General features: G+C 35.0%; 13 protein-coding genes. 6 read left to right on the top strand and 7 right to left on the bottom strand.

Going from position 1 to position 13,078, the window contains the following annotated elements:
* Nucleotides 1-22: 22 nt before the first annotated feature.
* Genes lolC through lolE form a run of 3 tightly spaced genes read left to right on the top strand, consistent with a single transcriptional unit; the run spans nucleotide 23 to nucleotide 3,178 of the window.
* Entirely contained in the window at nucleotides 23-1,225 is a 1,203-nt protein-coding gene (lolC, locus tag A9G03_RS01690) for a lipoprotein-releasing ABC transporter permease subunit LolC (RefSeq protein ID WP_065798295.1), read from the top strand.
* Nucleotides 1,218-1,934, top strand: a complete 717-nt coding sequence (gene lolD, locus A9G03_RS01685) for a lipoprotein-releasing ABC transporter ATP-binding protein LolD (protein ID WP_065798252.1) — start codon at nucleotides 1,218-1,220, stop codon at nucleotides 1,932-1,934. The genes lolC and lolD overlap by 8 nt, the downstream gene beginning before the upstream one ends.
* Nucleotides 1,935-1,936: 2 nt before the next feature.
* A complete protein-coding gene (lolE, locus tag A9G03_RS01680; protein WP_065798251.1) occupies nucleotides 1,937-3,178 on the top strand; it encodes a lipoprotein-releasing ABC transporter permease subunit LolE in 1,242 nt (413 codons plus the stop codon).
* A gap of 54 nt (nucleotides 3,179-3,232) precedes the next feature.
* Here the strand turns inward: lolE and A9G03_RS01675 are convergent, their stop codons facing one another.
* Both A9G03_RS01675 and A9G03_RS01670 read right to left on the bottom strand, forming a co-directional pair.
* Nucleotides 3,233-3,991 carry a rhomboid family intramembrane serine protease gene (locus tag A9G03_RS01675; protein WP_065798250.1) on the bottom strand — a complete coding sequence of 253 codons (759 nt, stop codon included), beginning with the start codon at nucleotides 3,989-3,991 and terminating at the stop codon, nucleotides 3,233-3,235.
* Nucleotides 3,992-4,040: 49 nt separating this feature from the next.
* The gene (locus A9G03_RS01670) at nucleotides 4,041-4,535 is read right to left on the bottom strand and encodes a GNAT family N-acetyltransferase (RefSeq protein WP_065798249.1); all 495 of its coding nucleotides are present in this window, start codon (nucleotides 4,533-4,535) and stop codon (nucleotides 4,041-4,043) included.
* Nucleotides 4,536-4,849: 314 nt separating this feature from the next.
* Here A9G03_RS01670 and A9G03_RS01665 point away from each other — a divergent pair, with 314 nt between their 5' ends.
* Entirely contained in the window at nucleotides 4,850-5,485 is a 636-nt protein-coding gene (locus A9G03_RS01665; protein ID WP_065634613.1) for a hypothetical protein, read from the top strand.
* 934 nt (nucleotides 5,486-6,419) lie between these two features.
* Here A9G03_RS01665 and A9G03_RS01660 read toward each other — a convergent pair.
* Nucleotides 6,420-7,001, bottom strand: a complete 582-nt coding sequence (locus tag A9G03_RS01660) for an IMPACT family protein (RefSeq protein WP_065798248.1) — start codon at nucleotides 6,999-7,001, stop codon at nucleotides 6,420-6,422.
* A 54-nt stretch (nucleotides 7,002-7,055) separates the two neighbouring features.
* Between A9G03_RS01660 and nfi the strand changes: the two genes are divergently transcribed.
* Nucleotides 7,056-7,727 carry a deoxyribonuclease V gene (gene nfi, locus A9G03_RS01655; RefSeq protein WP_065798247.1) on the top strand — a complete coding sequence of 224 codons (672 nt, stop codon included), beginning with the start codon at nucleotides 7,056-7,058 and terminating at the stop codon, nucleotides 7,725-7,727.
* Nucleotides 7,717-8,463 carry a tRNA1(Val) (adenine(37)-N6)-methyltransferase gene (locus tag A9G03_RS01650; RefSeq protein ID WP_065798246.1) on the top strand — a complete coding sequence of 249 codons (747 nt, stop codon included), beginning with the start codon at nucleotides 7,717-7,719 and terminating at the stop codon, nucleotides 8,461-8,463. Before nfi ends, A9G03_RS01650 begins: the two co-directional genes overlap by 11 nt.
* 24 nt (nucleotides 8,464-8,487) lie before the next feature.
* Here A9G03_RS01650 and A9G03_RS01645 read toward each other — a convergent pair whose 3' ends face one another.
* The 4 genes from A9G03_RS01645 to apt all read right to left on the bottom strand — a co-directional run bounded on the left by A9G03_RS01645 (nucleotide 8,488) and on the right by apt (nucleotide 12,230).
* Nucleotides 8,488-9,888: a basic amino acid/polyamine antiporter gene (locus A9G03_RS01645; RefSeq protein WP_065798245.1), complete on the bottom strand. Its 1,401-nt coding sequence runs from the start codon at nucleotides 9,886-9,888 to the stop codon at nucleotides 8,488-8,490.
* Between the two features lie 51 nt (nucleotides 9,889-9,939).
* The gene (ddaH, locus tag A9G03_RS01640; RefSeq protein ID WP_065798244.1) at nucleotides 9,940-10,710 is read right to left on the bottom strand and encodes a dimethylargininase; all 771 of its coding nucleotides are present in this window, start codon (nucleotides 10,708-10,710) and stop codon (nucleotides 9,940-9,942) included.
* Nucleotides 10,711-11,051: 341 nt separating this feature from the next.
* Nucleotides 11,052-11,222, bottom strand: coding sequence for a PTS glucose transporter subunit IIA (locus A9G03_RS12290; protein ID WP_082209379.1), 171 nt, complete (start codon nucleotides 11,220-11,222; stop codon nucleotides 11,052-11,054).
* A 456-nt stretch (nucleotides 11,223-11,678) separates the two neighbouring features.
* Nucleotides 11,679-12,230, bottom strand: a complete 552-nt coding sequence (gene apt, locus A9G03_RS01635) for an adenine phosphoribosyltransferase (protein WP_065798243.1) — start codon at nucleotides 12,228-12,230, stop codon at nucleotides 11,679-11,681.
* Nucleotides 12,231-13,078 lie beyond the last annotated feature (848 nt).

Genomic DNA, 13,078 nt, shown 5'->3' with positions numbered 1-13,078 from the left:
AATATATACGTTTATGTCAAAAATATTTCGCCCATTAGTTTTTTATATCGGTTTACGCTATGTTTATGGTCAAAAAACAGATGGCTTTGGTCGTTTTGTCTCTTGGTTATCGATGATAGGGATTATGCTAGGCTCGATTGGCTTAATTGTCGTGTTGTCGGTAATGAATGGGCTTGAAAATCAAATGCAAAATAGTATTTTAAAATTCTTCCCCCAAGCACAAATTACTTCAACGCAAGGTCGAATCGATCCTAATCTCACGCCAAGCACGCTTTTTAATAGTATTAAGGGCGTCAATCGAATCACACCATTAGTGACTGGCGATGTAATATTACAAAGTGAACAAAGTATTACCGTAAGCACATTAATGGGCATTACAGCAGAAGATGAAGATCCTATCAATGATTATATTTATAGTGGCTCAATAACTGATCTACAAGCTGGGCAATATAACGTGATTTTAGGGCAGACATTAGCAAATCAATTGGGGGTGACAGTTGGTGATAAAATTCGTTTGATGGTCACAGATGCCAGCCAAATTACCCCAGTAGGGCGAATCCCTTCTCAGCGTTTATTCAATATTGTTGGGTTATTTTCGGTCAATCATGATATCAATCAAGCGCTAATTTATATTAACCAATCCGATGCAAGAAATCTGTTACGTTATCCCGCTAATATGATTACAAGCTGGCGTCTGTTTTTAGAAAACCCTCTAAATATCGCAGCGGTAACAAATACGCCTTTACCCGATGGTTTGATATTTAATGATTGGCGTGCCAAACGCGGGGAGTTATTTCAAGCTATAAAAATGGAAAAGAATGTGATGGGCTTATTGATAAGCTTAATTGTTATTGTCGCTGCATTTAATATCATCACTTCGCTAAGTTTATTAGTGATGGAAAAGCAAGGTGAAGTTGCAATCCTGAAAACTCAAGGATTATCACGATTTAAAATTATGCTGATTTTTATTATTCAAGGTGCTAGTTCCGGCGTGATGGGGACTTTATTAGGCAGTATTATTGGCCTGTTACTTGCTTTGAATTTGAATGAACTTATGCAAGTTTTGGGGTTATCATTTGCAGGTATTGAGTTACCTTCGTTGGTTGAACCATCACAAATTATATTTATTATCATTGGATTGCTTATGTTATCGCTAATTTCAACTATCTATCCTGCTTATCGTGCAGCCAATATTCAACCTGCCGAGGCTTTACGTTATGAATAATTCAGAAATACTACTTTGCGCTAAAAATCTTTATAAAACCTATAAAGAAGGCAAAATGGTGACCGAAGTGTTAAAAAATGTATCATTTGATATCTATCGTAGCGATATGTTAGCTATTATTGGAAGCTCAGGCTCGGGTAAAAGTACACTTTTACATTTGCTCGGTGGCTTAGATAAGCCAACATCTGGCGAAATCTTATTTAAATCACAACAACTTAATCAATTGTCTGAAGTGCAAAAAGCGCATTTACGTAATCAAGAAATTGGTTTTGTTTATCAGTTTCATCACCTTTTACCCGATTTTACTGCACTTGAAAATGTGGCGATGCCGTTATTAATTGGCGGTGTTTCGGCTAACGAAGCTAAAAAACGGGCAATGGCAATGTTAGAATCGGTTAACTTAGTGAAACGAGCAAACCATCGACCGGCTGAACTTTCGGGTGGGGAACGCCAACGAGTCGCTATTGGCCGCGCCTTAATCAATAATCCTGCATTAGTGATGGCGGATGAACCAACAGGAAATCTCGATAAATCAACTGCCGATACTATTTTTGATTTGTTAATTCGATTAAATCGTGAACACGGCACCGCTTTTTTAGTGGTTACGCATGATTTAAGTTTGGCCAAAAAGCTGGATAAACAGTTAATTATGAGTGATGGGCAATTGTTGAGTAATTGTGAGTCAGACAAACCGTTACTGGAAAATTAACTATGAATTTATCATTAATAACGGCTATTAAATTTCGAAAAGGTCGGCGTAAAAGTGGCATGCTGTCTTTAATTTCGATTATCTCAACAATGAGTATCGCTATTGGTATTGCTGCTTTAATAATTGGCTTAAGTGCGATGAATGGCTTTGAACGCGAATTACATAATCGTGTTTTATCGGTTGTACCGCATGGACAATTATATCCGCAATATGGCAATTTAGAACAATGGCGTCAGGTGCAAAAAGAGTTAAAAGAAAATAAGGATATTGTTTCAGCAGTGCCTTTTGTCAATTTTACTGGTTTGATTGAAAATGGTAGCAAACTTGGCGCGGTTGAAGTGCAAGGTATCGATCCTGAACAAGAAAGCCAAACAAGCGCGCTGCCTAAATTTGTATTGAATAACAAATGGCAAAAATTTAAATCTGATAGTCAACAGGTGATTATTGGTGCAGGATTAGCCAAAACATTATCAATAAAAGAGGGCAGCTGGGTTTCGTTATTACTTCCAGTATCAACCAATGACTCAACTCAACTTAAACAACCAAAGCGCGTACGTTTACACGTTATTGGTATTTTAGATTTAAGTGGTAGCTTAAGTAACAATGTGGCTTTAGTGCCTCTAGCTGATGCACAAAAGTTGCTGGACATGGGTGACAGTGTCACGGGTGTTATGGTTAATGTCGATAAAGTATTCGATGCAAGCCGTATTATTGCTCAAGCTACATTGGGTTTGAATATGAATTTGTCTTTTAATAGTTGGGAAAACGCTTATGGTTTTATGTACCGAGATATTCAGATGATAAGACAAATTATGTATCTGGCGATGATTGTAGTTATTGGCGTTGCTTGTTTTAATATTGTATCTACACTTGTTATTGCTGTGAAAGATAAGCAACGTGATATTGCTATACTTAAAACGCTTGGTGCAACCAATGGCCTGATCAAACATATCTTTATTTGGTATGGCATTATTTCTGGATTGATTGGGAGTTTAATGGGCGTAATATTAGGTGTTGTAATTGCATGGCAATTATCAAATATTATGAAAGTAGTCGAATCACTGATGGGACATAAAATTTTAAATAGCCATATCTATTTTGTCGATTTTTTACCTTCAGAAATTCATTTTACCGATGTCGCAATAGTATTTGTTACAGCTATGTTATTAAGCTTAGTTGCGAGTTATTATCCTGCTAAGCGAGCTTGTAAAGTCGATCCTGCTCGTATTTTAAATAGTTTTTAGCGATATATTTTCATTACAAAAGCGCGGTATGAAATGAATTATTCGCGCTTTTTTTCAGTCATTTTTATGATATAGCTCCAGATATTTGTAAAATAATTCTTCATATGGGGTTAATTCATAGACCAATAAAACGAATATAGCCGCTACAATTACAAGTAAAGTTAAAAGCAGTATCATGCCTAATTTACTTGGATAATTGGCCAATTTAAGACAAGTAAAGAGAGCAAAGCTTATGATAAATCCGCTAATTGCGCCCGCTACATGGGCAATATTATTAATAGACGGTAACAATCCCAGTCCTGCGGTTAAGACTAAACTAATTAAGATAGCTTTGATTGGCATTTCTTCGAAATTAGTTTTAAATACTAAACTATAAGCTAATAGTGAGGTGATAACACCAATAATGGCGCCCGACGCACCGCAGCTAACCACATGTTGATAAAGTAAAAAAAAGTCACTGATTAAGTTAGCAAACAAACCGGAAAACAAGTAGATCCCAATATACACAAAAGCTGGTATGCGTTTTTCTAAAATAGGGCCTACGCTCCATAAGGCAAGCATGTTCATTACTAAATGTGTCAAATCAGCATGAACAAACATACTGGTAAATAAGCGCCAATATTCATGGTAAAATAAGGTTAATTCCGCATTATCTGCTCCCCAAAGAATAAGGAATTGTTCATCAGTCATATAGGTTAATGTAGTGAAACCTAATAATCGTGATACCACAAAATAACCCACATTTAACATTATTAAAACATTTGTGATTTTAGCTTGTGATGTAAGTATTTTTAATACATTGACTATGCGCATTAAAAAAAGATCCTTTATAACAGTAGGGAATAATGAGTAATGATGAAAATCAGGGCAATCGCTTACCAAGTATAATTAAGTCACGTTGAACGCCATCAAGCTCTGCAATATTTGGAAATAGTCCCCATTGTTGATATTGCATTTTTTTAAACAACGCTAAGCTTGGAATATTATGACCAAAGATATAGCTCATAATAGCTGTTATACCTACTTTTTGAGCAAATTGCTCAATATGTTTTACTGTATCTTGACCAATTTGTTTACCACGAAAATCTTGGTGGATATAAAGACTAATTTCGACTGTTTTATTATAGGCAGGTCGTCCATAAAAGGATGACAAACTAACCCAACCGCATGGTTGATTATGGTATTGAATTAACCAAAGTGGGCGGTTTTGAGGGTTATGTTGTTCAAACCATGCCACTTTGCTTTGTACTGAAACAGTTTTTGTATCAGCTGTCACCATGCGGCTAGCAATGGTTGAATTGTAGACATCAACGATAAAAGGTAAATCAGCTAAAGTGGCATCGCGGTAGGTGATCATATTTTCAATTATTAAAGACTATTTTCACATCATTGTAATGAGATTATCTATATCAAGCAACTATTGAATTGTACTAATCTATACTGAAAAAATGAACAAAAATACTTTTCAAGATGATTGCTTACGACAAAGAGTTTCGCAGTAAATAATCGTTATATAACGATTAAATTCTTTATATTTTTTAGTCAACAGAACAACCTGTCAAAAAATTCAATAGCCATTTTCGCAAAATAATATTATTTTATAGAAAATATTTTGATTTTTTACAAAAAAGACAATTAAAATCTAAATAAAATAGTAATAAGGAAAAAATAATGAAAAAACAGGTAAAAGAACCCTATATTGCTTTTGATCCTGAACAGGCAACATTTTTATTTGATCGCCATTTTAAATTACAATCACGCGATGAAATCCTCCCCAAAATTGCTAAAATGATTCACCACATGTTTCTCCCTAAAAAAAGGTTTTTATGCTTAGGTGGATCGATCGTTGCGTTTATCCTCATTGTTTTAATCACGGCGACATTTCGTCTGCCAATGAAAATGATGACTAGTGTGGCATTTATTATTATGCTCTTTGGAATTGGTATGGTGTTCTCTTTAATTAGCCATTATATAGCTGTCTTTTCCGAAATAAGACGATTAAAAAAACTTTACAAAAATGCACAATGGCCATGTGAGTCATACTGTGCTTTTTATGAAGAAGGCTTCTATTATAAAGCAATGGACATGGAAGGGGTTTTCTACTGGGAGGACTTTATGTGTATTATGGTAACGCATGAAGTACTCTCTTTCAACTTTTGCCCAGCCGAAACACCAAAAGGCAAAGAGATGAAAAAATTCTATCCGCGCTTAGATACCTTTTATATGTTCATTCATGGCGATCGGCAAATACTAGAACTGATGATAATCCTTAGCCAAGAAATTGGTGATCTGGTTGAGTTTAGGTAGACATAGGAGATTTTGGGTTAGTTTGGTTTTTGGATGTAATTATCGTTATGAAAAAACATTAAACTATTAACGTCTGAAATTCTACCTAATCCAAATTATGCGAGTTTTTAACCCTTTTTTTTGACCTTATTTTAAATCAAATAAAATCAATAATTTACAAGTTCATTAAAAAAAGGGGTTGAACCACCCAAAACACTATTTACCTTTGTCCAAACACAGTTTATAGTATTTGACACGCTAGTTCACTGCCGTGTAGGTAGTTTAGAAAATTAATATGCCCGTAAATGTTGGTGATAGTGAGTTCACTGCCGTGTAGGTAGTTAAATAATCCTCTCAGACTAAAAGTCTACCCAAAATCCAAGGACAGGCGTGCGTTTTCGTATAGCCTTCCTAAAATGACAAAGTCTATTAAAAGATCTAAAATAGTTCCACTCACAAATATAAAAATAGATAAATAAGTTATTGATATTGTTAAATTTAATATTTGCACAATGATAAAACGTTGACAAATGAGAGTAGTGCATGTCTATAGGATGTTAGGTAAGGTACGGCCTTTGTTAGCAACAAATCAGCAAACTACACAACGCGAAGAACAAGGGACGTTGCAGACCCCCTTTCTAGCATTTTGTGGCGCACATTTTTATGGAAAAAATTTGAACAGATGATGGTTCGAAGAGGTAAGTATCCTAGATGACACAGGTAGCTTCGGGGGATTTTTCACAAATCTCCCAATTCGGGCGTTTTTACTGAAAAGAAAAATCACCCAATTATTAGTGCCCAAAAATTAAGAATTAAAGAAACGAATTTCTTAATAAATAGAAACAATTCTTTCTTAGACGTTGAAGTAAAGTGGGCATTTTAGTATAAACCTCAATATCGCCAAACCATTAATGTCCTAAATCATAAAAAATAGTAACATAACATTTTCAGAATGTTATTTCTCTATCACCACTCTACCACGTGTTATATCACTGATATTTTTTTGTAATGTTGCTATTTTATCTTGGGTGATTGCTAAGCTAACTTCTACGCCTTCGGCGTCAAAATCTTGATGTTCGATAATGGCATCAAGTTCTTTTAGGCGATTTTCAATAATCGGCCATTCGTTATAGTAGCAGTGAAATTGTAGAGGAATACGGGTTATGAGTTCGATCAACTGGGCTTGTTGTAAGCAGTGGCTGGCGCTGCCACCGTAAGCACGAATTAATCCACCTGTACCTAATTTTATGCCACCAAAATAGCGCGTAACCACTACCACGACTTGATCGCAATCCTGTCCTTCAATTGCTGATAGAATAGGGCGACCTGCGGTGCTGGTGGGTTCGCCATCGTCATTGAAGCGGTAGTGTTGACCGATTTTCCATGCCCAGCAGTTGTGGGTAGCATTAATATCGCTAACTTGTTCAATAAATTGGCTTGCCTGATCGGCAGTGGTGACGGGCGCAGCATTGACGATAAAACGGCTTTTTTTTATTTCTTCAGTCAATTCAACTGGATTTGTTAATGTATATGGCATACTAATTCTGTTAAAATCACTTTATTGCCGATAATAATACCCAGCAGAATAAAAATGTCTATCAATTTAGCACAATTAAAGCAATCCCAGCAAAGCTTAGCCAATCAGGTAAAATTGGTTGATGATTTTAATCCCACAATAAAGTTAGTGGGGGGGACCGATGTTGGATTTGAAGATGACGGTCATGTCACTCGAGCGGCTATTGTCATTTTAACTTATCCTGATTTTAAAGTAGTTGAGTATCATATTGCACGCTTAAAAACTGAATTTCCTTATATTCCCGGTTATTTATCGTTTCGTGAATATCCCGCTTTACTTAGCGCTTGGCAGCAAGTGAAGCATAAACCGGATCTTTTATTGGTCGATGGTCAAGGTGTTGCGCATCCGAGGCGTTTGGGTATTGCCAGCCATTTAGGATTATTGTTAGATATGCCAACTATTGGTGTGGCAAAAAAACGCTTATGTGGTCAATTTTCTCCGATTCCTAAAATAGCGGGTCAAGTTACCCCATTAGTTGATAAGCAACAACAAATTGGTTGGGTGTTACAAAGTAAAAATAATTGTAATCCATTATTCATCTCGCCGGGTCATCGTGTTAGCCAAGATAGTGCGTTAGAATGGGTAACACGCTGTTTACGTGGTTATCGTTTGCCTGAACCGACGCGTTGGGCTGATGCCATTGCTTCGAATAAACCGTTATTTAAAAAGAGTCTTGATGTCAAATAATCATTTATCACTCAAAAAAGGTGGTTTTACCTTTAAACATTTTTTTGTCGCTCATGATAAAAGCCCGATGAAAGTAACAACCGATAGTTGTTTATTAGGCGCCTGGGCACCGATTACACATGCACCTAAACAGGTACTTGATATTGGCACGGGTTGTGGTGTGATTGCTTTAATGTTAGCCGCGCGCCTTATCAATCATGATTGTCAGATTGATGCTATTGATATTGATAAACAGGCCGTAAACCAGTGTCAGCAAAATGCCTTTTCTGCTGATTTTAGCAAGGTTAACGCCATTGAGGGAGATATCAATCAATTTAGAACAGAGTCATCTGGTTGTTATGATCTGATTGTTACCAATCCTCCCTATTTTGAATCAGCCGTTGATTGCCGTGATCGTCAAAGGCAATTAGCTCGGTATACTGAAAGTTTGAGCTATCAACAGCTTCTTGATGTTGTAAAACGGTTATTAAGCATAAAGGGTAGGTTTTGTTTGGTTTTGCCTTATCACTTATCCAATCAATTTAAGTTATTAGCAAAGTCTAATCATTTATATTTACAGCAAGAACTCAAAGTTAAGTACTCTGCCAACAAATCCTTTTCTTTGTCATTAATGACTTTTGCTTTTCAGCCTTGTGATGCTGTTTTGGAACAGCATCTTTGTATGCGAGATGAGGATGGGCGCTATTCCGATGATTTTCGAGCTTTATTGGTCGATTTTTATCTGTTTCGAAAATAATGCTTGATAATTCGTTTAATAGCTTTACACATAAAAATATAGAATCGCTGTCATCCCTAATATGACAATAGTTATGGCATAGATTTTGTCATGTAAAAAACTAAAAGCTGAAAGTGATCGTTGTTTTCTTGCATAGAGATAAAATAATAAACCTACACTGTATAAAATCATAGAGAGTAATAAGTAAACAATGCCTCCAGCATAAATCAACCAAAATCCATAAATTGAACCAATACTACCAATAAAAATTAAGTAGGTTTTTCGTTGTTTAACCGCCAATTTAAAAACAAATAGCGCCGAAAGTAAGTAGGGGATTAACACCATTGATGTTGAGAGTTGAATTAGGGTGTTATAACCAGATTGATAGAAGTGGGCAAGAATGATTAAAACACTAATTAGCACGGTGGTAAGCCACAATGCATTAACAGGTGTGCCGTTTTTATTGATCTTACCAAAATAACTCGGTACAGTGTGTCTGCTGCCATGTCCGGTTAAAAATAGCATTTCAGCTGCGAGTAATAACCAAGAGAGTAACCCGCCACTGACCGAAACAATTAAACCAATATTTATAAATGTCGCTCCCCAACTGCCAACCACTCGTTCGATCACCCAAGCCATGGATGGATTTTTCATTTCGGCAAGTTCTTGTTGGGGTACGATTCCTAGCGATAAAACCGAAACGCATACTAATAATAGGCTAGTAATTGCAAAGCCAAAAAAGGTTGCTCGGCTAATGCTTAAAATTGTTTTCGCCCGTGATGCATAAACCGTCGCACTTTCGATACCTAAATAAACCCATACCGTGTAAAGCATGGTATGTTTGACCTGATCAATGACCGATCCTAATTGTGGTGTTCCCCAAAAATTGGTGTCAAAGGTATCGATTTTAAATGCAAGAATCACGCAAATAATAAACAAACCAATGGGCACAATTTTAGCCAGAGTAACTAAACAATTTAATAAAAATGCGCGATAAATTCCCTTTAAAATGAAAGTATGGACAATCCATAAAAAGATCAAACCACCTATCACAGCTGGCAATGTGGTACCATTGCCAAAAAAACTCAAACAGTCAAACGAGCCTAATGCACTGAATAAAATGACTAAATAGCTGGCACAAGACATCCAGGCGGATATCCAATATCCCCATGCTGCATTAAAGCCGATATAGTCACCAAAACCTTCACGGACATAGCCGTATAATCCATCATTGATTTTGTAAAATCGAATCGACAAATATTGAAAGATTCGTGTTAGCATTAACATGCCAATTAAGGTTATTACCCAAGCAATTAAAATTGATCCGGCGCCCGATGCTTCGGCCATATTTTGCGGCAAACTAAAAATACCACTGCCAACAATACTGCCCACCACTAACAAGGTTAGTGGCAAAATACCAAGTTTTGTTTTTGTAGGTGTATTCATGTTGTTATCTTTTTTAATGGGTTAAAAATAGCGTCATTTAATACATCAACATTAAAATCGTAGTGACATGCAGCTAACCCCCCCGTCAACTTTACGATATTCAGATGTATCGACTTCGATGACTTGATAACCTAATGCGTCGATTTTTGCTTTTGTGATCGGATAACCGGCTGGCATAATGACGCGATCATTAACCCAAATACAGTTAGCGGCATAGCTTTCTTGCTCAGGAATTTCAATGATATTAAGGTGTTGAAATTCAGGTTTAGTGATAAATTCACCTGCTGCAAGTAAATTATTATTTTCTAAATAGGCAAGGCCTGTTTTTAAATGGAGAACCTTTTCTAAAGTAACAACTGATCCTGTCATGCCATATTTTTTTAATATGGCAATCATTTGATCGGCACCAGCTTGATTGGTACGCGCCGATAAACCAATATAATAATGATCACCAACCATCATAATATCGCCAGCTTCAACCGTTCCCGGTGCTGTAATGGCTTCGACTTTATTTGGATAAAAACGTTCAATGGTATCGGCAATGATAGTTGTTTCATCTCGTCGACTTTCGGCACCAGGTCTTGTGATTATTGCACAATGCGGCGTACAAAGTACGGCATCTTCAACAAATACAGAATCAGGAAAACGTTCATCAGCTGGAAGAATGGTGATGTCAACATCGCATTGCTGTAAAGCGCGAATGTAATCATTATGCTGATCTAAGGCTTTTTGATAATCGGGCTTACCTAAATTAGCTGATGTTAGCCCATTAATTAGTGATTTAGCGGGTGTTCTGGCGATAATATGACTAAATTTTTTCATTTTTTACTTATTTCCTTTTTAATAATTATGCTTTATTTTTGAATAATAATTCACATTAAATGCTTAATCAAGTGTTAATTTGATTTTTTATGCAATTATTTTGTTTGTTTAATTGTTGTTAGTAAAATTTGAGATTATGACATTCATGGGTTTTTATTGATGAAACGTAATAATTAGTCATTTGAGTGCTTGGTTTTGTGATACTTAGCTTTGTTTTGATAATATCAGTAATCGAGCAGGGCTAATCACTGTTGCCTAAGGGTATTGTAATTGTCATAAAATTATTACGGTTGGTTATCGCTATTGCTATTAACAAATTAATTCTATTCTTCTTTATTAAGCTATTGGTATCGAATTGAATGAGTTATCGCTTTTTTAATTTTGTCGCCAGTATTGATAAATGCCTTAAAATATTTGCCTTCCAGCGCAACTGTTTCTTGTCCAATATAGATCAGTAATTCATCCCCTAATTCGGATATTGAACCCAAGGTGTTTGCTATGAAATAGCCCATTCACTATGCCATCAAAAAGTAGATAAATGGGGGCTCCAAGTGGTTCAATGGCAATACCTTTACCAATCTTCTTCAAGAAAGATAGTGTCAGGGGCTTTTTTAATTGATTTAACTGTCCTCAATTGGTGAATAGATGCCTTATTGATTGTTTGTAATGTGGCGCAGTACGTTTTGAACAATGTCATTCAATAATTATTATGTAGGGCGTTATTGACTAATTTATCATGCATAACAAGGTTATTTTCAACAATTGAAATTGCATTTTGACATCTATCCCAATAGTAGGATAATCCCTTTGACATCGAGAGCAGTCTAAGTATTGCATCAATAAGTGGATTTTTTTAGCGGGCTCGATATATAAAAAATTATTTGGATTTTTCAATGATATCATTGATGAAAAAATAGGAGCCTGCCAAGTACAATAGGGCGAAAGTTTCGCCCTAATATTAAGGTGGATTATTTTCCTTCGAAATCAACGAGTGTAAAACAATTAATACCAGCTTGAGTTAATTTGGTTTTACCTTGTAAATCAGGTAAGTTGATAACAAAAGCGGCATCTTCTGCAATACCGCCACATCTCTGTATTAATTTTGCTGTTGCTGCAACTGTGCCACCCGTAGCCAACAGATCATCAATAATTAATACGCGCTCTCCAGATTTGATCGCATCGGAATGAATTTCGAGCGTATCTGTACCATATTCAAGTTGATATTCTTCTTTAAATACATGGCGAGGTAGCTTATTTGGTTTTCTAACCGGCACAAAACCAACACCTAAAGCTAACGCAATGGGTGCAGCGAAGATAAAGCCTCGCGCTTCAGTACCCACAACTTTATCGATTTTTTTATCTTTATAATGATTAATTAATAGATCAACAGAAGTCTTAAACGCGATAGGATCTTCTAATAAGCTGGTAATATCGCGAAATAAAATGCCTTTTTTAGGATAGTCTGGAATAGTAATAATACTGTTTTTAATCAGTGTAAGTTTTTCTTGTATATGAGTCATGTTAGATGTTCTCTACATTTTTCTATAACAATGGCTAATCTTCTATTATATACCTTTGCGCTCAATGCTGGCAATAATCAATGAGTCTTTAGCACTTTAGTAACTATCATTTTATTCGTATCTAATACTCAATATTTTATTAAGTAAAGATTATGTAAATTTAGACATTTTGGAAATTTTATTCGAACAGTTGTTTTAATTAACTGCTACAAACACACTTAGTTAAACTAATAATCTTGATTATTTTATTATATTAAAAAATCTAAGCAATTTACTTGTTAAATAATTGAGTGATATATTTTGTAAAATTAACTTACGAACTAATAAATGATAACCAAACACTATTTTTCTTTTTCTTTATAAATAATTTATACATCATTTATAGCTATTTATTTTTTTGTCATGATCGCCTATGATAGACGAACCTATTAATAGCTTGCCTATTAGAAGAGTGATCTATTATTTTCTTTGTGGTTCAATACATTGTCATAGATCTAAATTAGTTGTAATAATTAGGTTATCAAGTTATATCATCAACTAATTGAAAATGTGTCAAATTTAATAGAAATTGACTACAATCGAAAATAATATGTAAATCTAACGAAATGATTTCAATATTATAATTGATTTTGACATAACTTCTCGTAATTTGATTAATATAATGAGCAGTATATATGCATTATTTGTATTGATGATATCAAAATGTATGTTACAAATTATCAGTAATTTTTTTAACAAATATTCAAAGTAATATAACTAAAATTTAAAATTATTGTTAATAATAAAAACATGTTCCAATAATTTTTTGTAAATGGCTTTTTTACAATTTTTTGCAATTAAATACAAAA

The sequence above is a fragment of the Gilliamella sp. wkB171 genome, from assembly GCF_001693755.1.
In the GTDB taxonomy this organism is placed as follows: Bacteria; Pseudomonadota; Gammaproteobacteria; order Enterobacterales; family Orbaceae; genus Gilliamella; species Gilliamella apicola_F.
Note: the sequence above shows the minus strand (reverse complement) of the source record. Positions and strands in the feature narration are given on the sequence as shown.